Source organism: Kitasatospora sp. MAA19 (assembly GCF_029894125.1).
Classification (GTDB): Bacteria; Actinomycetota; Actinomycetes; order Streptomycetales; family Streptomycetaceae; genus Kitasatospora.
In genome coordinates this window covers 13,493-34,467 of the sequence record NZ_JARXYZ010000038.1, presented here as the reverse complement: position 1 = coordinate 34,467, position 20,975 = coordinate 13,493, and the positions used below count along the sequence as shown (strand labels likewise).

The window sequence follows — 20,975 nt, the reverse complement described above, 5'->3', positions numbered from 1 at the left end:
GACGGTCGGCCAGTCGGCCCCTACCTCTGGTCCCCATGACCGCCCGTTCCCGCAGTCGCGGCGAAGGCCGCAGGCCTGTCCAGACCGGTCCAGCGCGAGAACGGGTAGACCACCCAGTCCGCCCGGCCGATCACCCTGCTCTCGGGCACGAAGCCGCCGCCGGGCTCGCCGAGGTGGTCGCGCGAGTCGCGGGAGGCGCTGCGGTGGTCCCCCATCACCCAGAGCTTGCCGGTCGGCACCAGCACGTCGAAGGCCACGCTCGACGGCTGGTCCCCGGGGGCCAGGTAGGAGGACTCGTCGATCGGCACCCCGTTGACGGTGATCCGCCCGCCCGGGCCGGTGCTGGTCACCCGGTCCCCGCCCACGCCGATCACCCGTTTGACGTAGACCGTGTTCCCGGCCGGAGCCAGCCCGAGGTCCCGGCCGAGCGAGCTCAGCCCGTCCCAGAAGCCGGCCGGCTCGTCCGACTCCGGCAGGAAGGAGCCCGTTCCGTCGAAGACCACGACGTCGCCCCGCTGGGGGTGACCGCCGAAGGCGTAGGCGAGCTTGTTCGCGATCAGCCGGTCGCCCGGGCGCAGGGTGTCCTCCATCGACCCGGACGGCACCGAGAACGGGCGCGCGACGAAGGCGTTCACCAACAGCAGGGCCAGCAGGCAGATCCCCACGAGCAGCAGCAGGTCCCGCGAGCGCGAGTGGCCCGGCTCCTCGTCCTCCGCCGCCTCCTCGTCCTCCGGTGTGCCCGCACGCCCCGGTTCGTCCTCGCGCTCCGGTGCGACCGCACGCTCCGGTACGCCCTTGGGCTCTGGAGCGTCCTCAGCCGCCGGGACGTCCTCGGCAGCATCCCGGGAGGTCGGCCCGGCGTCCGCCCCCGCACCCCCTCCGGGAGCGGCAGCGGGAACCGCCGCGGAAACGACCGCGGACCGCGACAGCGAGTCCGCACCGGTGGGTGCGGGACTGCCGTCGCGGTCCGCGGGTGGTTCGTGCGTGCTCATCGGGGGCTGAGCTTACCGTGCGGCAGCCCGGCCCCCAGAGCGATCCGATCCCCCGGCGAGGCCGGGGGCCGGTGGATCAGCGGTCGCGCTTCTCCTTGATCTTCGCGGCCTTGCCGCGGAGGTCACGCAGGTAGTACAGCTTGGCGCGGCGGACCGCACCACGGGTCACGACCTCGATCTTCTCGACGACCGGGGTGTGCACCGGGAAGGTGCGCTCCACGCCGACGTTGAAGCTGACCTTGCGAACGGTGAAGGTCTCACCGATGCCGGCGCCGTGGCGGCGGATGACGACGCCCTGGAAGACCTGGACACGGGAGCGGTTGCCCTCGATGACCCGGACGTGGACCTTCAGGGTGTCACCGGCGCGGAAGGCCGGGATGTCGCTACGCAGCGAGGCCGCGTCGACAGCAGCGAGCTTGTTGCTCATGTTGCTCTCCATCGCGAGCGCCACGGGCCGCCCACGGAAGTTCGTCACAATGGGGTTTGCTGCGGGCCGCATCGGCTGACGACGATCCCCCCGTGGCGGGGACGCCGGTCCACGTGACCCCTACGGAGGGGGCCCAGCAACAGACAGCAGCGGCCTATTCTTCCACACCACCGGCCACGGACCGAAATCGGCCGAGCCGCTCGTCCCAGGCCAGGCCGAGGATGCTGAGCGCCTCCCGGTCCTTCTTGTCGAAGGCTCCGTACTGCCAGCGCTCGACCAGGTCGGGCCGGTTCGCCAGGGTCCGGGCGAAGGCCTGCTCCCGGCGCCAGCGGGCGATCCGGCCGTGGTTGCCGCTGAGCAGCACGTCCGGCACGGTGCGGCCGCGCCACTCGGCGGGCTTGGTGTAGACCGAGCCCTCCAGCAGGTCGGCCATCGCGCCGGGCGCGAAGGAGTCGTCCCGGTGGGACTCGGCGTTGCCGAGCACCCCGGGCAGCAGCCGGGCGATCGCCTCGACCATCACCAGTACCGCGACCTCGCCGCCAGCCAGCACGTAGTCGCCGATCGAGGCCTCGACCACCGGCATCCGGGTGGCCGCCTCCTCGATGACGCGCCGGTCGATGCCCTCGTACCGGGCGGGGGTGAACGCCAGCCAGGGGCGGCCCGCCAGTTCCTGGGCGAGCTCCTGGGTGAACGGCCGCCCGCTCGGGGTGGGCACCACGAGCGTCGGCAGCCGGCCCTCGGGCCCGCCGGAGATCACCGCGTCCAGCGCCTCGCCCCACGGCTCGGGCTTCATCACCATGCCGGGGCCGCCGCCGTACGGGCTGTCGTCCACGGTTCGGTGCACGTCGTGGGTCCACCCGCGCAGGTCGTGGACGTGCACGTCCAGCTGGCCGCGGGCACGGGCCTTGCCGACCAGCGAGATGTTCAGCGGCTCCAGGTACTCGGGGAAGATCGAGACGACGTCGATCCGCATCCCGCTCTGCACCTGTGCGGCGCCCTCCATCTCGCTCACTTCGACTCCTCCGCGCCGTCGACGCCCTTCGCGCCGTCCTCGCCGTCCTCGCCGTCCTCGCCGTCGGCATCCACGCCCTCCGCGACCTCGGCGGAGGCGCCCTCCGCGACCTCGGCCTGCTCGGGGTCGATCAGCCCGGGCGGCGGAGTGATCACGGCGCGCTGGTTCTCCAGGTCGATGGTCGGCACGATCTGGCTGACGAAGGGCACCAGCACCTCCGTCCCGTCCGGCTTCTCGACGGTGAGCAGGTCCTGGTACGGCAGGTGGAGGACCTCGGTCAGCTCCCCGACCAGGGTGCCGTCGAGCAGCACCACGTCCAGGCCGATCAGCTGGTGGTCGTAGTACTCATCCGGGTCGTCGGGGCGCTCCTCCGGGTCGACCTCGGCGATGAGCACGGTGCCCCGCAGCGCCTCCGCGCCGTTGCGGTCATTGACGCCGGCGAAACGCAGCAGCAGCCGGCCGCTGTGCACCTTGCCGGACTCGACGGTCAGCGGGCCCGCCGACGCGGGGTCGGTGAGCAGGACGGCACCGGGGCCGAGCCGGAGCTCCGGCTCATCGGTGCGGACCTCGACGCTGACGTCCCCCCTGATGCCGTGGGCGCGGCCGATCTTGCCGACGACGAGCTGCACGGTGATCGTTCTCCTGGAGTTCCTGAGCGAGACGGAATGCGGAAAGTGCGAGAAACGCGAAAAGGCCGGCCGGGACGACATGCGTCCCGGCCGGCCTCACAAGCCCTGACGGCTGAACGAGCAGCTGTGTCAGCGAATGTTGTCCACGTCGACCAGGTCGACCCGGACGTTGCGACCGCCGAGGGCGCCGACCACGGTGCGCAGTGCGCGCGCCGTCCGGCCACCCCGGCCGATCACCTTGCCGAGGTCATCGGGGTGCACTCGCACCTCGATGGTGTTGCCCCGACGCAGGTTGCGCGAACGCACCTGCACCTCGTCGGGGTGCTCGACGATGCCCTTCACCAAATGGTCGAGGGCGTCCTCGATCACGCTCAGGCCTCGACGGCGGCGTCGGCCTCAGCCTCGACCTTGTCCGACTTCTTGGCCTTCGGGGTGATGGCGACACCGGTGGTGGCGTCCTCGAAGCCGGCGACGGCCTTCGCGAACAGGTGCGAGAAGTCCTCGACCTTCGGCTCGGCGACCTTCAGCGGCGCCGGGGCCGGCAGGCCCTTGAACTTCTGCCAGTCGCCAGTCAGCTTGAGGATGGCGAGCACCGGCTCGGTCGGCTGGGCGCCGACGGACAGCCAGTACTGGGCGCGGTCGCTGTCGACCTCGATCTTCGAGGGGTTGTAGGTCGGCTGGTAGATGCCGATCTCCTCGATCGCGCGACCGTCACGCTTGGTGCGCGAGTCGGCGATGACGATGCGGTAGTGCGGGGAGCGAATCTTGCCGAGACGCTTCAGCTTGATCTTGACTGCCACGGGAGTGGATTCTCCTGGTGTTGACGTGGGTGAGCAGCCTCGCCGTCGCGTGGGGTTGCGCCGTGGGCCGTTCAAGGGACACGCCAGCCGTAGGAGAGAGGGGTCCTGCTCGGCTGCCGAGTACTCAGCTGTCCATTCTGCCATACCGGCGCGAACCGCCTTCACCCGGCCATCCGAGCGGCCCGCAGGATCGTCCACAGGACCAACCGCAGGCCCGCTCACAAGGCTCGACCGGGAGCCCCCGCTCCCGGTCCGCCCACGAACCCATCTGTCCTGCTTGCTCCGGCCGGATCCGCTGCCCGCACAGCCGTCCGCCGGCTTCCCCGTCTTCTTGGCCTTCCGGTCCAACGATCTTGCGGTGACGCGATCTTTCGGTTACGCGATCTTTCGGTTACGCGATCTTGAACGGCTGCTGGCACGCGCCGCAGACGATGGACGCCTGCGCGAGCACCGACGGCACGACCCGGACGTTCCGTCCGCAGCCGCAGACCGCCTTGACCCGGACGCCGCCCCCGGAGGAGCCGTGCCGGGCCGCCGGGCCGCGGAAGGCTCGCGTCGCGCCGTCGCCGGCCACCGCCTCCTGGTGCGCGCCGAGGGCGCGGTCCAGTCGCTCGATGGTCTCCGCGTAGCGCTCCTGGGTCTCCTTGAGCATGGTCACCTGGGAGAAGCCGCTACTGGCGTGCGGTTCGACCGGGTGCGCCAGGCCCAGCTCGGAGGCGAGCATGAGGAAGCGCCGGTTGTGGTAGCGGCCGGCCCGCGAGGTGTCCCGGATGTCCCGGGCCGCGGCCAGACCGTGGGCAGCCTCGTGGAGGAGCCGCTCGAAACCGAGCCGCGTGCCACAGGCCGAAGAGGATTCGCCGATCAGGGCCTCGGGCGAGGCCAGGTCGGGGAGGTCCTGGTGGTGGGCCTGGATGTCACTCCAGGCGGCGGCCAGTTCGGCCGCGAGGACGAGGGGCTGTGTCGTGCTCACGCTAGACCAACGATGGAGTGCGAGCCGATGTTCCGCATGTTCCCGTTCTTCGGGAATTCCCAGGGAACTCCCAGGAATGCATGGTCGCGCGCGAATTGCGCGTTCCGGATCTGACGCAAGACCAACCCCCTGCCGGTTTCGGCCCACCGCAGCTCGACGGGCCTCGTGAATTCCGTCCGGGGGCGGGCTGTCGCCCCCTGGACGTACGGCCCGTGGACCCGCCAAGTTGACAGGGCCACGGGCCGTACACCGTACCGCTATTCCGTTAATACCGGCAGTTGACCGGCCAGTAGGGATGTCCGCGGTCGGGGTGCTCCTCGGACAGTTACCGGATTCTTACCCACCCGCATTCCGGGCAAATGTCGCCGGTAACGGTCATTACCTGCTGGTAACAGGTGTCAGTACGCGCGGGCGACGATCGCGATATTGCCGTCCTGGTCGTCCGCCAGCGGCACCGAGCCGTCGGCCGCGACGATGCAGCGTACCGAAACGCCCTGCTCGGCCAGCTTGGCCTCGCCCTCCGGGCCGAGGTCGGCCCAGGAGATCCGACCCCAGCCGGTCGCGGCGGCCTCGACGGCCTCGTCGATGGTCTTGACGTCGACGGTGCGGGCCTCGCGGCGCTCGCGGGACAGCCGCAGCAGCAGCGCCTGGTCCTCCTCCAGGATGCCCGGGACCAGCGCGGCCAGGCTGTCGATGGAGACCGGCTCCTTGCCGCCGGGGATCCGGCGGGCCAGCATCGCGGTGCCGTTCTCCAGGTCGCGCGGGCCGACCTCGATGCGCAGCGGCACGCCCTTGAGCTCCCAGTCCACCGCGCGGCGGCCGAACGGGGTGTCGGTGCGGTCGTCGACGACCACCCGGACACCGGCGGCCTCCAGCGTCGCGCCGATCTCGCGCACCTTGGCGATCACCGCGTCGTCGCCCTTGATGGCGAGCACGACGGCCTGGACGGCGGCCAGTCGCGGGGGCACCCGCAGGCCGTTGTCGTCGCCGTGGGACATGATCAGACCGCCGACCATGCGGGTCGAGACGCCCCAGGAGGTCTGCCAGACGTACTCGCGCTCGGCGCCCTGGAGCTGGTAGGTCGTGTTGAACGCCTTGGCGAAGTTCTGGCCCAGCTCGTGGCTGGTGCCCATCTGCAGCGCCTTGCCGTCGCCCATCATGCCCTCCAGGGTGAGGGTGTTGATGGCGCCGGCGAACCGCTCCTTGGCGGTCTTGCGGCCGAGCACGACGTCGATGCCGAGCACGTTGGTCATGAAGTCGCCGTAGACCTGGGTGTGGATCATCGACGCGTACGCGCGGGCGTCCTCGTAGGTGGCGTGGGCGGTGTGGCCCTCCTGCCAGAGGAACTCGGTGGTGCGCAGGAAGACGCGCGGGCGCAGCTCCCAACGGACCACGTTGGCCCACTGGTTGATCAGCAGGGGCAGGTCGCGGTGGCTCTGCACCCACTTCGAGAAGTACTCGTTGATGATCGTCTCGGAGGTGGGCCGGACGACGACCGGCTCGTCGAGCTGCTTGCCGCCGCCGTGGGTGACCACCGCGAGCTCGGGGGCGAAGCCCTCGACGTGCTCGGCCTCCTTGGTCAGGTAGGACTGCGGGATGAACATCGGGAAGTAGGCGTTCTGCGCGCCGGCCTTCTTGATCCGCGCGTCCATCTCCTGCTGCATCCGCTCCCACAGGCCGTAGCCGTACGGTCGGATGACCATGGTGCCGCGCACCGGACCGTTGTCGGCCAGCTCGGCCTTGTTGATGAGGTCCTGGTACCAGCGCGGGAAGTCTTCCGCCTGAGGGGTGAGAACGGGTGCCTTAGCCATGGCCCGAATGGTACGGGGAGCGGCCCCCTGACTTCGAATCGGTATCACACCACCGGCCGGTGGCCGAACGGCCCGCCCGCGCCCGGGGGACGGCACCCGCCGTCAGCAGGGGGCGCACGACCGCGACACGGGCGCACCACCCTGCACCCCTCTGGACGCCGGGCCCGACCCGCTGTTCGCTGGAGTGGGGCGGGACTTTGGGGGAGCCGTAGCAGCACACCGAAGGACCGGATGGGAGGCCGCGATGGCTTCAGCTCGGACGACCGGCACGACCGTACGACCAACAGGCGCACGACCGCACCACCCGCAGCCCGGATCGGCGTGGCCCGCGCGGGCGCGCGACTGGGCGGAGATCCAGGAGCGCATGCTGGTGCCGCTCTACGAGGCGGTCTACGACCGGCTGGAGGTCGGCCCGGCGAGCAGCGTGCTGGGCCTGGGCTGCCGGTCCGGACTGGCGCTGCTGCTCGCCGCCGGGCGGGGTGCCCAGGTCGCCGGCCAGGAGCCGCGGGCCGAGCTGCGCGAGCTGGCCCGCAGCCGCCGGCTGCGGGTGTGCGCGGGGGCCCGGCCGCCCGCCGCCGTCCCCCGCTCGGCCCATTCGCTGGTGACGGTCTTCGAGCAGTTGCCCGGCTGTGCCGAGCCGGGCCCGGTGGTCGCCGAGGCCGCCCGGCTGACCCTCCCGGGCGGGCACGTGGTGCTCGCCGCCTGGGGCCCGCCGGAGCGCTGCAAGAGCGCCCCGGTGCTGGACGTGGCGCGCCGCAGGGCGGGCCGGACCACCGCGCGCGACCCGTTCGAGCTGAGCACGCCCGGCACCTTGGAGGATCTACTCGCCCCGGCCGGCCTGCGTCCGGCCGGCAGCGGGCGGGTGAGCTGCCCGTTCGCCTACGCGGACCTGGACAGCGCGGTGCGCGGCCTGCTCTCCACCGGCCTGTTCGAGGCGGCCGAGGAGTTCTCCGGCGCCTCGCTGGTGGCCAAGGAGCTGGAGGAGGCACTGCAGCCGCACCTGCGCGCGGACGGCTCGGTCCGGATGGAGAACGTCTTCCGTTACCTGGTCGCCGAACGGCCCCGCTGACGGTCGCACGGCACCGCTGCCGGTCGCACAGCCCTGCTGCCGGTCGCACGGCGCCGCCGACGGTCCCACGCACCGCTGTCCCGACAGCGGTCACCCGCACCGGTCAGCCGCACCGGTCGGCGGCACCGGAAACCGGGGGCGCCCGCCATCACGGCGAGCGCCCCCGGCCGACCGGTTCACGCCTGGTCGAGCGACTTCCTCGGCACCCCGGCCGCGCGGTACGCCTGCTCCTCGTCCAGCGTCTCCGCCTCCAGCAGCGCCGCCGCCAACGCGTCCAGCCGGGCCCGCTGCTCGGTCAGCAGCCGCACCGCGTCGTCGTAGCACTCGGCGACGATGCGCCGGGCCTCCTCGTCCACCGCGTCCAGGGTGGTCGGCGCGGCGGAGAGCCCGTAGGCGCCCTGCGTGTCGGCGGGCACGGCGGTCAGCCGGCCGACCCGCTCACTCATCCCCCAGCGGCCGGCCATCCCCCGGGCGATGTTGGTGACCTGCTCCAGGTCGCTCTCCGCGCCGGTGGTGATCACCCCGTAGACCACCTGCTCGGCCGCCATCCCGCCGAGCGCGCCGATGATCCGGCCGCGCAGGTAGGGCTCGGTGTAGGAGTAGCGGTCGTTCTCCGGAGTGGAGAGGGTGACGCCGAGCGCCCGGCCGCGCGGCACGATGGTGATCTTGCGGACGGGGTCGGCGCCGGGCTGCAGCATGCCCAGCAGCGCGTGCCCGCTCTCGTGGTAGGCCGTCCGCTCGCGCTCCTCCGGCGGCATCACCAGCGGCCGGACGGCACCGAGCTGGACCTTCTCCAGGGCGTCCGAGAGGTCCCGCTCGTTCACCGCGTCCTGCTTGCGCTTGACGGCCAGCAGGGCGGCCTCGTTGACCAGGTTGGCGAGCTCGGCGCCGGTCATCCCGGGGGTGACCTTGGCCAGCTGGGTCAGGTCGGCGTCGCCGGCCAGCGGGACGGTCCGAGTGTGGATGCGCAGGATGGCGGCGCGACCGTCCCGGTCCGGCGGGCTGACGGTGATCCGCCGGTCGAACCGGCCCGGGCGCAGCAGGGCCGGGTCGAGGACGTCCGCGCGGTTGGTCGCGGCGATCACGATGACTCCCTCGGAGCCGGTGAAGCCGTCCATCTCGGTGAGGATCTGGTTGAGCGTCTGCTCGCGCTCGTCGTGCCCGCCCATGCCACCGCCGGCGCCGCGCTGGCGGCCGATGGTGTCGATCTCGTCGATGAAGATGATCGCCGGGGCGACCTTGCGGGCCTCGGCGAACAGTTCGCGGACCCGGCTGGCGCCGACGCCGACGATCATCTCGATGAACTCGGAGGCGGAGGCGGAGAAGAACGGCACGTCCGCCTCGCCGGCCACGGCCCGGGCGAGCAGTGTCTTACCCGTCCCGGGCGGGCCGCTCAGCAGGACGCCGCGCGGCATCTTGGCGCCGAGCCTGCGGTACTGCTGCGGGTTCTTCAGGAAGTCGACCACCTCGGTGAGTTCGGCCTCGACCTCGTCGATGCCCGCCACGTCGGCGAAGGTGGTCCGCTTGCCCTGCTCGGCGGTGACCGGCTTGGGCGGGGCCTTGCGGCCGAGCGCGCCGGCGCCCATGCCGCCGGCCATCCGGCGGGCGAGCAGCACCCAGATGAAGATCAGCAGCACCATCGGGGCCAGCGAGAGCAACAGGTTGGCGAGGAAGCTGCGCTGCTGGACCACCGGGGACGTGGCGGTGACCTCGACGCCCTGCTGCTGCAGGGTGGTCCACAGGTTGTCGTTGGCGAAGGACGGCCGCTGGGTGGCGAAGTCGGTGTAGTCGCCCTTGCCGCCGTCCGGTTTGGGCTGGGCGCTCTTGAGGGTGCCCTCGATCGCGTCGGCCTTGGCGTAGATCTTGGTGATGTTGCCCTTGTTGAGCTGGTTGTTGAACTCGGTGTAGGAGATCGTGGTGGCGCCGGCGTTGCCGAAGAAGGACAGCAGCAGGTCGGAGATCAGGAACACCACGAGCGCGGTGAGGGCGAGGCCCATCCAGCCGCCGGGCATCCGGCGGCGGGGCGGCGGCGGGGGCGGGGCGCCCTCGGACCGCCAGGGCTGGTCAGGGGTCTGGCGCGGCGGCACGGGTTCGGTCACCCATCGGACAATACGGACGCGGGCTCGGGCGAGCCACCCGCAACGCCGCGCCGCAGACGCCCCCGACCGGCCGCGATGACCCCCCGGACCAGCGGCTACGCCGCGGAGCCCGGCCACTCCTCGGCGGTCAGCGCGAAGCGCTCGTGGTCCCGCCAGTCACCCTGCAGGAACAGCATCCGCGGGGTGAAGCCCTCGTGCCGGAAGCCCAGCCGCTTGGCCAGCGCGATCGAACGCGTGTTGCCCGGCTGCACGTTGATCTCCAGCCGGTGCAGGCCCAGCCCGCCGGCCGACTGCGCGGCGAAGCAGTGGTCCAGGACGAGCCGCATGCCCTCGGTCATCCGCCCGGTGCCGGCGTACGGCACGTACGAGTCGTAGCCCAGCGCGCCGTTGCAGAACCGGCCCATCACGATGTTGGCGACGTTGACCTTGCCGACCAGCCCGCCGCTCTCCCCGTCGAGGATGAGGAAGGTGCACAGGCCCGGCCCCTGCCGCTCCAGCAGGTCGGCCAGCCCGTCCGGCTCGACCGGGTTCCACCGCCCGATGTGCTCGGCGGAGCGCTTGACCGCCTCGGCGTACATGGCCTTGTCCTCGGCCCGCGGGGCCCTGATCGTCACTCGCACGCCACCATCATCGGACATACGAGCGGCCCGCCGCCCGGAGGGGACCGGACGGCGGGCCGCTGAAGCACCGGACGAGCTCTACAGCAGGTCCTTGAACTCCTTGGGCAGCTCGAAGTCGGCCGGGCCCTTGCCCGCGCCGAGGCCGAACGCGCCGCCGTCGGCCGGGGCCTGGCCGGCGCCCGGGCCGAGCGCGCGGCGCTCGGCGGCCGCGGCCTCCTCCTGCGCGCGCTTCAGCGGGTTGCCGCTCTTGCGCTTGCCCTTGGCCTGCGGGGCCTTCTTGGCGGACTTCTTGGCGCCGCCGCCCATGCCCGGGATCCCCGGCATGCCGGGCACGCCCTTGCCGGAGGCCATCGCGGACATCATCTTGCGGGCGTCGAAGAACCGCTCGACCAGGTTCTTCACCTCGCCGACCTGGACACCCGAGCCCTTGGCGATACGGGCCCGGCGGGAGCCGTTGATCAGCTCCGGCTCGGCGCGCTCGGTCGGGGTCATCGACTTGATGATCGCGCCGACCCGGTTGACGTCCTTGTCGTCGATGTTGTTGATCTGCTCGCGGATCTGGCCCATCCCGGGCAGCATCCCCAGCAGCTTGGAGATCGAGCCCATCTTCTGGACCTGCTCCAGCTGCGACAGGAAGTCGTCCAGGGTGAACGCCTTCGGGCCGCCGCGCAGCTTGGCCGCGATCTTCTCGGCCTCCTCCTGCGAGAAGGTCTGCTCGGCCTTCTCGATCAGCGAGAGGACGTCACCCATGCCGAGGATGCGCGAGGCCATCCGGTCCGGGTGGAAGGCGTCGAAGTCGTCGACCTTCTCGCCGTTGGAGGCGAACATGATCTGCCGGCCGGTGACGTGCGCGACCGACAGGGCGGCACCGCCACGGGCGTCGCCGTCGAGCTTGGAGAGCACGACACCGGTGAAGTCGACGCCGTCGAGGAAGGCCTGCGCGGTGGTGACCGCGTCCTGGCCGATCATCGCGTCGACGACGAACAGGACCTCGTCCGGGTCGACCGCGGCGCGGATGTCCGCGGCCTGCTGCATCAGCTCGGCGTCGATGCCCAGGCGTCCGGCGGTGTCGACGATGACGACGTCGTACTGCTTCTGCTTGGCGTACTCGATCGAGTCCTTGGCCACCTGCACCGGGTCGCCGACGCCGTTGCCCGGCTGCGGGCCGTAGAAGGCCACGCCGGCGCGGTCGGCGACCACCTGGAGCTGGTTGACCGCGTTGGGGCGCTGGAGGTCGCAGGCGACCAGCAGCGGGGTGTGCTTCTGGCTCTTCAGCCAGAAGCCGAGCTTGCCCGCGAGGGTGGTCTTACCGGCGCCCTGCAAGCCGGCGAGCATGATCACCGTCGGGCCGTTCTTGGCGAACCGCACCCGGCGGGTCTCGCCACCGAGGATCGCGATGAGCTCCTCGTTGACGATCTTGATGATCTGCTGCGCCGGGTTGAGCGCGCCCGAGACCTCGACGCCGAGCGCCCGCTCCTTGACCTGCTTGATGAAGGCCCGCACGACCGGCAGCGCGACGTCCGCCTCCAGCAGCGCGATGCGGATCTCGCGGGCGGTGGCGTCGATGTCCGCCTCGCTCAGGCGGCCCTTGCCCCGGAGGTTCTTGAACGTCGCTGCGAGGCGATCGGAAAGGGTGTCGAACACGTCGTCGCGGGTCCTCTGCGGCATCGGTATCAGTACGGTCGTCGCCCCCCAGGGTATCCGGCCGCCCCGGGTACAGTCTCCACCCGGGTTGCCACGACCTCAGACCAGTGCCGCGCGCACCGCCTCCGCCACCTCCCCGGCCCGCCGGGCGGCGAGCGGTCGGCCCGCCTCGTCGGTCAGGTAGAAGGAGTCGACGGCCTCCGCGCCCAGCGTGGAGACGTGCGCGGTCCGCACCCGGACGCCCGCCCCGTCCAGGGCCCGGCCGATCCGGTGCAGCAGCCCGGGGGCGTCGTGCGCGCGGACCTCCAGGACGGTCGCGGTCGCCGAGGCCACCGCGGGCGCCACCACGACCAGCGGAGGCGGGGTGGGGATGCCCCGGCGGCGCGGGGCGGCGGCGTCCCGTTCGGCCAGCCGGCGCGAGACGTCCAGCGAGCCGTCCAGCGCCCGGCGCAGGTCGGCCCGGAGCCGGGCTGCCTCCGGCAGCTCGCCGAACTCGGCGGCCACCCGCCAGGACAGCAGCAGCACCGCGCCGGCGCCGATCGGGTCCAGCTCGCGCAGGCCGGCCGAGCGGACGGTCAGCCGGTGCAGCGCGAGCACCCCGGCGACGGTGCCGAGCAGCCCGGGCCGGTCCGGGACGGCCAGGGTCAGCTCGACGCCCATCGGTTCGGCGCCCGGTTCCGCCCCGTCGGACTGCGCCAGCAGCGACAGCGCGGGCCCGCCGGTCCGGGCGGCCTCCACCGCGAGCCGCTCCTGCTCGGCGGTCGGCGCGGCCTCCGCGGGCCCGGTGCCGACGCCGGCCAGCCGGGCGGCGACCCGGGCCGCCAGGCCGTCCACCAGCGAGGCCCGCCAGGCGCTCCACGCGGCCGGGCCGGTGGCCAGCGCGTCCGCCTCGGTGAGCGCGTGCAGCAGCTCCAGCTGGGTCGCGGTGCCGACCGCCTTGGTGATCGCCTCGACGGTGGCCGGGTCGTCCGGGTCCCGCCGGGTCGCGGTGTCGACCAGCGTCAGGTGGTGACGCACCAGCACCGCCAGGGTCTCGGTGTCCTCGGGGCCGAAGCCCATCCGGGCGGCGACGTCGCGGACGATCACCTCGCCGGCCTCGCTGTGGTCGCCGGGCCAGCCCTTGCCGATGTCGTGCAGCAGCGCGGCGACCAGCAGGAGGTCCGGCCGGGCCACCCGGCGGGTCATCGCCGCGGCCCGCACCGCCGTCTCCACCAGGTGGCGGTCCACCGTCCAACGGTGCACGGCGTTGCGCTGCGGACGGCAGCGCACCCGCTCCCAGTCCGGCAGCAGCCGGGTGACCAGGCCCTCCGCCTCCAGCGCCTCCCACACCGGGACGGCCGCCTCGCCCGCGCCCAGCAGGGTGACCAGCTGTTCGCGCGCCTCGTCCGGCCAGGGCACCGGCAGCGGGCGGCACTCGGCGGCCAGCCGGCGCACCGTCGCGTACGAGACGGCCAGCCCGTTCTGCGCGGCGGCGGCCGCGGCGCGCAGTGGCAGCACCGGGTCGGCGGCCGGGCGGGCGCCCTGGGCGAGCACCGCCTCGCCGTCCTGCTCGACCACGCCCTCGGCGAGCGGGCGGCGCTGGACCGCGCCCCGGGCCACCGCGCCCGCGCCGCGCCCGGCGCCGGTGAACGGGAAGGCCAGCCGGGGGCTCCGGCGGCCCCGGCCGGCCCGGGCGGCGAGCACCCGGTCCACCGCCCGCCAGGTGACGTCGCTCGCGTAGGCGATGGTGCGGGCGGCCTCGTAGACCTGGCGCAGCAGGGTGTCGGCGTCCAGCACGCCGAGCCGGTCGGCGACCTGGTCCTGGTCCTGGAGGCTGAGCCGCTCGGTGGCCCGGCCGGTGACCAGGTGCAGCGCGTCCCGGACGTCGGCGAGCCGCAGCGCGGCGGCGGCCAGGCCGTCCCGCGGGGCGTCGGCGAGCCAGGTGGCGGCGACGGCGTCGAGCGCGACGACGTCGCGCAGGCCGCCGCGGGCCTCCTTGAGGTCGGGCTCCAGCAGGAAGGACAGCTCGCCGTGCCGCTCGGCCCGCTCCCGGCCGAGTTCGCGCAGCTCCGGCAGGCGCGCGGGGGCGCCGGCGCGCCAGTCGGTGAGCACGGCGGAGCGCAGGGTCGCGGTGAGCGCCCGGTCCCCGGCGAGGTGGCGGACGTCCAGCAGGCCGAGCTGGGCCTTGAGGTCGGCGGCGGCGACGGCCCGGGCCTCGGCGACGGTGCGCACCGAGTGGTCGAGCGCGATGCCCGTGTCCCAGATCGGGTACCAGATCCGCTCGGGCAGGTCACGGGCGAGGCGGCCGTCGTGCAGCAGCAGGACGTCGAGGTCGCTGCGCGGGGACAGTTCGCCGCGCCCGTAGCCGCCGACCGCGACCAGCGCGACGCCGGGCGGGTCGCCGGCGGCCGCGAGCAGGCCCGCCAGCCAGTCGTCGGTGAGCCGGGCGAGCGCGGTGCGGCGGGGGCGTCCGGCCGGGCCGGGCTCGGCGAGCAGCGCGGCCCGGGCGGCGCCGTAGTCGGAAGGACTGGTGTCGGTGGTCATGCGTGGTCCCGTCCGTCGTGCGGTTGAGCGGGCGGCGCCGATCGACCTGCGGGCGGCCTGGCGCCGATACGCCGTCGGCGGGCCGGCGACCCCCCACCGGGGATCGCGGGCCCGCCTGTGGCGTGCGGGGGGGGCGGTGCCGGACGCCCTCAGAGGGCGTCCGGGCCGCGCTCGCCGGTGCGGACCCGGACGGCGGTGTCGACCGGGATGCTCCACACCTTGCCGTCGCCGATCTTGCCGGTCCGGGCGGCCTTCACCAGGACCTCGATCAGGGCGTCGGCGTCCTCGTCCTCGACCAGCACCTCGATCCTGACCTTGGGGACCAGGTCCACGGTGTACTCGGCGCCCCGGTAGACCTCGGTGTGGCCGCGCTGGCGGCCGTAGCCGCTGGCCTCGGTGACGGTCAGGCCGTGCACCCCGAAGGCCTGCAGGGCGGCCTTCACCTCGTCCAGGCGGTACGGCTTGATCACGGCGGTGATGAGCTTCATCGGGCGTCGACCTCGGTCTTCTCGGCGGGCGTGGTGGCGGTCTTCTCGGCGGGCTTCGCCCCGGCCTTGTCGCTGGCCTTGTCGCTGGCCTTCCCAGCGGGCCCGTCCGCGGCCTTCGCCACCGACGGAGCGGTCGCGGCGGCGCCGCCCAGGACCGGCAGGGCCCGGGCCAGACCCGCACCCACCGCGCTGAAATCGTAGGCGGACTCGGCGTGTTCGGCCTGGTCGATACCGGCCACCTCGACCTCCTCGGTGACCCGGAAGCCGACCGTCCGATCGATCGCCTTCGCCAGCAGCCAGGAGACGGCGAAGGAGTACGCCGCGACCACGGCCACGCCCATCGCCTGCTTGCCGAGCTGCGCCGGCCCGCCGCCGTAGAACAGGCCCTTGGCGGTCTGGCCGACCCCGCCGGTGGCGAACAGGCCGATCAGCAGCGAGCCGATCGCGCCACCCACCGCGTGCACGCCCACCACGTCGAGCGAGTCGTCGAAGCCGAGGCGGTACTTGAGGCTGACCGCGGCGGAGCAGACCGCGCCGGCGATCAGGCCGATCGCCACCGCGCCCAACGGGCTGACCGAGCCGCAGGCCGGGGTGATGGCGACCAGACCGGCCACCGCTCCGGAGGCGGCGCCCAGCGTGGTGAACGCGCCGTGCCTGAGCTTCTCGTAGACCAGCCAGCCGACCAGCGCCGCGCCGGTGGCGACCTGGGTGTTGACCATCGCCATCGCGGCGACGCCGTTGGCGGCCAGCGCCGAGCCCGCGTTGAAGCCGAACCAGCCGAACCACAGCAGCCCGGAGCCGAGCATCACCAGCGGCAGGCTGTGCGGGCGCATCGGGTCCTTCTTGAAGCCGACCCGCTTGCCCAGCACCAGGCAGAGCGCGAGGCCCGCGACGCCCGCGTTGATGTGCACGGCGGTGCCGCCGGCGAAGTCGATCACGCCGTTGCGGTCGCCCAGCCAGCCGCCGTTGCCGCCGTCGAAGAAGAACACCCAGTGCGCGACCGGGAAGTACACGACGCTCACCCAGAGCGCGATGAACAGGCCCCAGGCGGAGAACTTGGCCCGGTCCGCGACGGCACCGCTGATCAGCGCGGGGGTGATGATCGCGAACATCAGCTGGAAGGTGGCGAACGCGGTGACCGGGATGGTCCCGGTGAGGTCGTTCAGGCCGATGCCGCGCATCCCGAGGAAGTCCAGGTTGCCGATCAGGCCGGCGAAGGAGTCGGGCCCGAAGCTGAGCGAGTACCCGTAGAGGACCCAGAGCACGCTGACGATGCCGAGCGAGAGGAAGCTCATCGCCAGCATGTTCAGCGTGCTCTTGGCCCTGACCATGCCCCCGTAGAAGAAGGCCAGGCCCGGGGTCATCACCATGACCAGGGCCGCACTGATGAGCACGAAAGCGGTGTCGCCCGCGCTGAAGCCGTCCGGCATCGGCGTCTCCTCTGCGTGAAAGCCGATCCACACCCGGGTTACCTGTCCCGTGCCACCCGGGGTGTCGGCGATGAAGAGGAGAGTGCCGAAGGCTGGTTTCGGCCAGTGCGGCCGGTTGTTTCGCGGCCGTGACGCGTGCGACGCGCGGGTTACGGCCACGTGAACCACGGCCCTGCCGCAGGGCCGAACGGGTTACCGTGCCGCCGCACGGCACCGCCGGTGGCGCACGGACCGCCGACCGTGGCGGCGGCGGCCGTCACGGTCGGCGGGGTCCTCGGGGCGGGTCGGCGGACCGCCGGATCGGGGTCCTCAGACCACCGAGACGTACTCCGGAATGTCCTGAACCACGCGCTCCTTGAGCCGGCTGACCGCGTCCACGCCCTTGAACCGGGCGGCCGCGGCCTCCGTGGTCTTGCGGACCCGGGAGTTCAGCCGCTCCGAGCGCACCTTGGTGGCGATGTCCACCGCCTGCTCGGCCATCACCGCGGCCTGCTCGGCCTCCTTCTGCAGCAGATGGACGCTGGCCATGCCGATCAGGTTGAAGGCGTACGAGCGCACGTGGTCGCCGTCCTGGCGGAACAGGTCCACCGCGCGCTCCATCACCGGCGCGGACATCGAGGCGTACAGCTCGCCGTTGTCGGAGTGGTAGGCGAGGTCCCGGAAGGAGTGCGCGTTCTCGGCGTTCAGCTCGGCCGGCGAGAAGAACTTCAGCCAGTCCGGCTCCTCGTCCCCCTCGCGGATGTCGGTGAAGGTGTCCTCGGACAGCCGCACGGCCCGGGCGCAGCGGTTCACCTCGCCGATGGTGGCGTAGGCGCGCGCCTCCATCGCGTACAGCAGGGACTGCTGGCGCGCGGTGGCGGTGTCGCGGCTGCCGTACTGCGCGAGGTGGATCAGCTCCAGGGCGTCCTCGCCCCGGTTGAGGTGGATCATCTGGCGGCTCATGTCGGTGAGGATCAGTGCGCCGAACGGGCGGTCGCCCGCCTCCTTGGCCGCGTGCAGGGCCAGCACGTAGTACTTCTGCGCGCTCGGGTGCATCCCGACGTCGTACGACATCCATCCGGCCAGGTGGGCGAGTTCGGCGGTGAGCCGGAACAGCCGCCGGGTGGTGTGCTCGTTGTACGTCTCCTGGAGCAGGTCGGTGACCTCGTGGAGCTGGCCGACGACGGCCTTGCGGCGCAGCCCGCCGCCGTTCTGCGCGTCCCACTGGCGGAACATGACCGTGGTCTGCTCCAGCAGTTCGAGCTCGGGTTCGGACAGCCGGCCGGTGAACGGGTCGCCGCCGTTGGCCGCGGCGAGGATCGGGGTGGGCGTGCCGCCCGGGCCGGGGGTGAGCCAGCGCTGCATCGGCTCGATCAGCGCGGCGCCGGCGGTCAGCGCGAGCGAGGTGCCGAGGAAGCCCCGACGGTTGAGCATCAGGTCACTGCGGGAGTAGTCGCTGATCAGCTGGACGGTCTGCGGCGCGCTCCACGGCAGGTCGACGCCGCCACCCACGGTGGAGACCGGGATCGCGGCGCGCAGGCCGAGGTCCTCGATCGAGACCACCGAGCCGAAGCGCTCGGAGAAGAGCTCCGACATGATCTTGGGAATCGGTTCACGGGGCTGCTCGCCGTCGAGCCAGCGACGCACCCGCGAGGTGTCGGTGGACACGTGGTGGGCGCCGATCTGGCGGGCCCGGCGGTTGACCTGACGGGCCAGCTCGCCCTTGGACCAGCCGCTGCGGACGAACCACGTGGTCAGCTTCTCGTTGGGTTGCTTCTCTGCCATGGGAACGTCCCCATCCCGCCCGGCCCCTGCGGGGCCCCGATCGTGACGCCCGACGGTTGCGGGCCCTTGCCAGACGTGCCGTGCCTGAGGTGTTGCCGTACCGTACTGTCGCACTGGTGTGCCATCGTTACGGACGGCGCGTCAGATTCCCAACTCCCGTGCCCCGAGGGGCTGGAGTCGACTCCATGACGACGTCCGTGTGCTGAACGTAATGCCCCGCGCGGCACCCGCGGGAGCGGCCCTGGCGAAACGCCACCCTTCGCCACCCCCAGGAGTGAACCGAAGCAACGGCCCGCGCGCTTCACTAGGTAGTCCGACGGTCCGGCATATGCGGGCCGCCAAGTCCTCCGGCGAAACCCGGCGAGTCCCGGCAACCCGCCGCAGCCACAAGCGAGTTTGCCGCCCACCTGATCGGCGGCCACCTCGCGTACCCGACGATCCGGCATCGGTGCCGCCCGTCACAAGGCGGCGCCCGAGGCGCACCACCGCAACAGGCGCACACCGAGCGCCGCACGCCGCCACCGCACGACGCACCACGCACCACGCAACGGACCGGCAACACACAGTCACCGTCCCGTAACCATCGGCAACGAGAACCTGTTGGGGGAGGCATGGACAACCTGTTCGGCGAACTTCGACTGGGGCACCTGCGGTTGACACCGCTGGGCGCGCGCCGCCGCACCAAGGTCACCGCGTCCCAGGCCGCCGCGGAGTACACCGGCCGCTGGGGCTGGACGGTCGCCACCGGCGGCCCGGCCGCCTCCGCCACCGCCACCGCCCCGACCCGCTGTCCCTGCGGCACCGCCCGCTGCGCCGCGCCCGGTCTGCACCCCGTACCGGGCGGCGAGCGCCGGGCCCGGGCCGCGGACGCCGAGGGCTCGGTCCTGTTCCCGACCGGTCGTGCCTTCGACGTCCTGGACGTCCCTGAGCAGGCCGGCCTGCAGGCGCTGGTCCGGCTGGAGCGGATGGGCACCCAGGTCGGCCCGGTGCTCGCCGCACCCACCGGCCGGCTGCAGTTCCTGGTCGCCGCCGGCGCCGCCCGCCGCCTGCCCGACCTGCTCTACCGGATGGGCTGGGACGACGCCGCGCTCGACCTCGCCTGCCACGGCGAGGGCAGCTACGTGGCCGCCCCGCCCACCGTGCTCGGCGCGCTCGGCCCGGTCCGCTGGCTGCGCCGCCCCACCCGCGACAACGCCGGCTGCCCGCCCGAGGCCCGGCTGCTGCTCGGCACCCTCGCCTACGCCTGCCACCGCGGCCGCGAGCGCACCGCCGAACCCGCCTGGCTCGCGTCGTAACCCGCCCGCCGCCGTAACCCGCCCGCCGCCACGGCCCCGGACACCCGAAGGGGCCCGGGTGCGGAAGCGGGACCCGGGTAGGGCAACAGGGCCCGGGTACGCGAAAGGGCCCGCCCCTCGCGGAGCGGACCCTACGGACGGGAGGGGCCTCAGTCCCCGATCAGCGCGTCCACGAACGCGCCCGGCTCGAACGGCGCCAGGTCGTCCGCGCCCTCGCCCAGACCGATCAGCTTGACCGGCACGCCCAGCTCGCGCTGGACCGCGACCACGATGCCGCCCTTGGCGGTGCCGTCCAGCTTGGTCAGCACGATGCCGGTGATGTCGACCACCTCGGCGAACACCCGGGCCTGGATCAGGCCGTTCTGGCCGGTGGTGGCGTCCAGCACCAGCAGCACCTCGTCCACCGGGCCGTGCTTCTCGACGACCCGCTTGACCTTGCCCAGCTCGTCCATCAGGCCGGTCTTGGTGTGCAGCCGGCCGGCGGTGTCCACCAGCACGGTGTCGACGCCCTCGGCGATGCCCTCCTTGACCGCGTCGAAGGCGATCGACGCCGGGTCGCCGCCCTCCGGGCCGCGCACGGTGCGCGCACCGACCCGCTCGCCCCAGGTCTGCAGCTGGTCGGCGGCGGCGGCACGGAAGGTGTCGGCCGCGCCGAGCACCACCGTCCGGCCGTCGGCGACCAGGACGCGGGCGAGCTTGCCGGTCGTGGTGGTCTTGCCGACGCCGTTGACGCCGACCACCAGGACCACGGCCGGGCCCTCCGCGTGCTTGGTGGAGCGGACGGTGCGGTCGGCGTCCTTGCCGACCAGCTCGACCAGCTCCTCGCGCAGCAGCGCGCGCAGCTCGTCGGGCGTCCGGGTGCCGAGCACCTTCACCCGGGTGCGCAGCCGCTCGACCAGCTCCTGGGTGGGGGCCACGCCGACGTCGGCGATCAGCAGGGTCTCCTCGATCTCCTCCCAGGTGTCCTCGTCCAGGTGCTCGCGGGAGAGCAGCGAGAGCAGGCCCTTGCCGATCGAGTTCTGCGAGCGGGAGAGCCGGGAGCGCAGCCGGACCAGCCGGCCCGCGGTGGGCTCGGGGACCTCGACGGCGGGGGCCGCCTCGGCCTCGGAGACCTCGACCTCGGCCGGGGCCTCGACTTCGGCCTCAGGGAGCTGCACCTCCTCGACGGTGCGGCGGGGCTCCTCGGTCGGCGGCGCGGCCTCCTCGCCGACCTGGGGCTCCTGCGGGGTGGTCGGCGGCGCCGTGATGACCGGCGCCTGCGACTTCGGGGGCAGTTGCTGGCGTCGTCTGCCGGAAACGACGAGGCCGGCGATCGCGCCGACGGCGACCACGGCGATGACTACGGCAAGGATCACGTATTCCATAACGGCTCCAGTATCCGTGACCGGAGCCCGGATGGACC

18 protein-coding genes are annotated in these 20,975 nt (G+C 72.9%); 2 read left to right on the top strand and 16 right to left on the bottom strand.

Features of this window, described 5'->3' with window-relative positions; translation table 11 throughout:
• Positions 1 to 20: 20 nt before the first annotated feature.
• The 8 genes from lepB to proS form a co-directional block, all read right to left on the bottom strand.
• The gene (gene lepB, locus P3T27_RS34990; protein ID WP_280685333.1) at positions 21 to 992 is read right to left on the bottom strand and encodes a signal peptidase I; all 972 of its coding nucleotides are present in this window, start codon (positions 990 to 992) and stop codon (positions 21 to 23) included.
• Between the two features lie 76 nt (positions 993 to 1,068).
• Positions 1,069 to 1,419: a 50S ribosomal protein L19 gene (gene rplS / locus P3T27_RS34985; RefSeq protein WP_030306736.1), complete on the bottom strand. Its 351-nt coding sequence runs from the start codon at positions 1,417 to 1,419 to the stop codon at positions 1,069 to 1,071.
• A 154-nt stretch (positions 1,420 to 1,573) separates the two neighbouring features.
• Positions 1,574 to 2,392 carry a tRNA (guanosine(37)-N1)-methyltransferase TrmD gene (gene trmD / locus P3T27_RS34980; protein ID WP_280685361.1) on the bottom strand — a complete coding sequence of 273 codons (819 nt, stop codon included), beginning with the start codon at positions 2,390 to 2,392 and terminating at the stop codon, positions 1,574 to 1,576.
• A 35-nt stretch (positions 2,393 to 2,427) separates the two neighbouring features.
• Positions 2,428 to 3,060, bottom strand: coding sequence for a ribosome maturation factor RimM (gene rimM, locus P3T27_RS34975; protein WP_280685332.1), 633 nt, complete (start codon positions 3,058 to 3,060; stop codon positions 2,428 to 2,430).
• Between the two features lie 129 nt (positions 3,061 to 3,189).
• Complete coding sequence (locus P3T27_RS34970; protein WP_030056773.1) at positions 3,190 to 3,429, bottom strand: RNA-binding protein; 240 nt, start codon at positions 3,427 to 3,429, stop codon at positions 3,190 to 3,192.
• A gap of 2 nt (positions 3,430 to 3,431) precedes the next feature.
• Entirely contained in the window at positions 3,432 to 3,860 is a 429-nt protein-coding gene (rpsP, locus tag P3T27_RS34965) for a 30S ribosomal protein S16 (RefSeq protein WP_280685331.1), read from the bottom strand.
• Positions 3,861 to 4,251: 391 nt separating this feature from the next.
• Positions 4,252 to 4,830, bottom strand: a complete 579-nt coding sequence (locus P3T27_RS34960) for a hypothetical protein (protein ID WP_280685330.1) — start codon at positions 4,828 to 4,830, stop codon at positions 4,252 to 4,254.
• A 398-nt stretch (positions 4,831 to 5,228) separates the two neighbouring features.
• Complete coding sequence (gene proS, locus P3T27_RS34955) at positions 5,229 to 6,641, bottom strand: proline--tRNA ligase (RefSeq protein WP_280685329.1); 1,413 nt, start codon at positions 6,639 to 6,641, stop codon at positions 5,229 to 5,231.
• 364 nt (positions 6,642 to 7,005) lie between these two features.
• Between proS and P3T27_RS34950 the strand changes: the two genes are divergently transcribed.
• Positions 7,006 to 7,710 (top strand): methyltransferase domain-containing protein, encoded by a 705-nt coding sequence (locus P3T27_RS34950; RefSeq protein WP_280685328.1) that lies wholly within the window; start codon positions 7,006 to 7,008, stop codon positions 7,708 to 7,710.
• A gap of 176 nt (positions 7,711 to 7,886) precedes the next feature.
• On the opposite strand, the gene ftsH is transcribed toward P3T27_RS34950, so the two are convergent.
• From ftsH to P3T27_RS34915, 7 genes are all read right to left on the bottom strand, one after another.
• A complete protein-coding gene (gene ftsH / locus P3T27_RS34945; protein WP_280685327.1) occupies positions 7,887 to 9,809 on the bottom strand; it encodes an ATP-dependent zinc metalloprotease FtsH in 1,923 nt (640 codons plus the stop codon).
• 95 nt (positions 9,810 to 9,904) lie between these two features.
• A complete protein-coding gene (locus tag P3T27_RS34940; protein ID WP_280685326.1) occupies positions 9,905 to 10,447 on the bottom strand; it encodes a GNAT family protein in 543 nt (180 codons plus the stop codon).
• Between the two features lie 60 nt (positions 10,448 to 10,507).
• Positions 10,508 to 12,073, bottom strand: coding sequence for a signal recognition particle protein (gene ffh / locus P3T27_RS34935; protein WP_280685360.1), 1,566 nt, complete (start codon positions 12,071 to 12,073; stop codon positions 10,508 to 10,510).
• Positions 12,074 to 12,172: 99 nt separating this feature from the next.
• Complete coding sequence (locus P3T27_RS34930; protein ID WP_280685325.1) at positions 12,173 to 14,596, bottom strand: [protein-PII] uridylyltransferase; 2,424 nt, start codon at positions 14,594 to 14,596, stop codon at positions 12,173 to 12,175.
• Positions 14,597 to 14,745: 149 nt separating this feature from the next.
• Positions 14,746 to 15,084 (bottom strand): P-II family nitrogen regulator, encoded by a 339-nt coding sequence (locus tag P3T27_RS34925; RefSeq protein WP_280685324.1) that lies wholly within the window; start codon positions 15,082 to 15,084, stop codon positions 14,746 to 14,748.
• Complete coding sequence (locus P3T27_RS34920; RefSeq protein ID WP_280685323.1) at positions 15,081 to 16,514, bottom strand: ammonium transporter; 1,434 nt, start codon at positions 16,512 to 16,514, stop codon at positions 15,081 to 15,083. Before P3T27_RS34920 ends, P3T27_RS34925 begins: the two co-directional genes overlap by 4 nt.
• A 309-nt stretch (positions 16,515 to 16,823) precedes the next feature.
• The gene (locus P3T27_RS34915; RefSeq protein WP_280685322.1) at positions 16,824 to 18,278 is read right to left on the bottom strand and encodes a hypothetical protein; all 1,455 of its coding nucleotides are present in this window, start codon (positions 18,276 to 18,278) and stop codon (positions 16,824 to 16,826) included.
• A 611-nt stretch (positions 18,279 to 18,889) separates the two neighbouring features.
• Between P3T27_RS34915 and P3T27_RS34910 the strand changes: the two genes are divergently transcribed.
• Positions 18,890 to 19,573 carry a bifunctional DNA primase/polymerase gene (locus P3T27_RS34910; RefSeq protein ID WP_280685321.1) on the top strand — a complete coding sequence of 228 codons (684 nt, stop codon included), beginning with the start codon at positions 18,890 to 18,892 and terminating at the stop codon, positions 19,571 to 19,573.
• Positions 19,574 to 19,722: 149 nt separating this feature from the next.
• Here the strand turns inward: P3T27_RS34910 and ftsY are convergent, their stop codons facing one another.
• Positions 19,723 to 20,937, bottom strand: a complete 1,215-nt coding sequence (gene ftsY, locus P3T27_RS34905; protein WP_280685320.1) for a signal recognition particle-docking protein FtsY — start codon at positions 20,935 to 20,937, stop codon at positions 19,723 to 19,725.
• Positions 20,938 to 20,975 lie beyond the last annotated feature (38 nt).

Excerpts from the sequence above, each read along its gene's own strand:
- lepB (WP_280685333.1), bottom strand. The coding sequence starts at position 992 with ATGAGCACGCACGAACCACCCGCGGACCGCGACGGCAGTCCCGCACCC.
- rplS (WP_030306736.1), bottom strand. The coding sequence starts at position 1,419 with ATGAGCAACAAGCTCGCTGCTGTCGACGCGGCCTCGCTGCGTAGCGAC.
- trmD (WP_280685361.1), bottom strand. The coding sequence starts at position 2,392 with ATGCGGATCGACGTCGTCTCGATCTTCCCCGAGTACCTGGAGCCGCTG.
- proS (WP_280685329.1), bottom strand. The coding sequence starts at position 6,641 with ATGGCTAAGGCACCCGTTCTCACCCCTCAGGCGGAAGACTTCCCGCGC.
- P3T27_RS34950 (WP_280685328.1), top strand. The coding sequence starts at position 7,006 with ATGCTGGTGCCGCTCTACGAGGCGGTCTACGACCGGCTGGAGGTCGGC.
- P3T27_RS34940 (WP_280685326.1), bottom strand. The coding sequence starts at position 10,447 with ATGTCCGATGATGGTGGCGTGCGAGTGACGATCAGGGCCCCGCGGGCC.
- P3T27_RS34930 (WP_280685325.1), bottom strand. The coding sequence starts at position 14,596 with ATGACCACCGACACCAGTCCTTCCGACTACGGCGCCGCCCGGGCCGCG.
- P3T27_RS34925 (WP_280685324.1), bottom strand. The coding sequence starts at position 15,084 with ATGAAGCTCATCACCGCCGTGATCAAGCCGTACCGCCTGGACGAGGTG.
- P3T27_RS34920 (WP_280685323.1), bottom strand. The coding sequence starts at position 16,514 with ATGCCGGACGGCTTCAGCGCGGGCGACACCGCTTTCGTGCTCATCAGT.
- P3T27_RS34915 (WP_280685322.1), bottom strand. The coding sequence starts at position 18,278 with ATGGCAGAGAAGCAACCCAACGAGAAGCTGACCACGTGGTTCGTCCGC.
- P3T27_RS34910 (WP_280685321.1), top strand. The coding sequence starts at position 18,890 with ATGGACAACCTGTTCGGCGAACTTCGACTGGGGCACCTGCGGTTGACA.
- ftsY (WP_280685320.1), bottom strand. The coding sequence starts at position 20,937 with ATGGAATACGTGATCCTTGCCGTAGTCATCGCCGTGGTCGCCGTCGGC.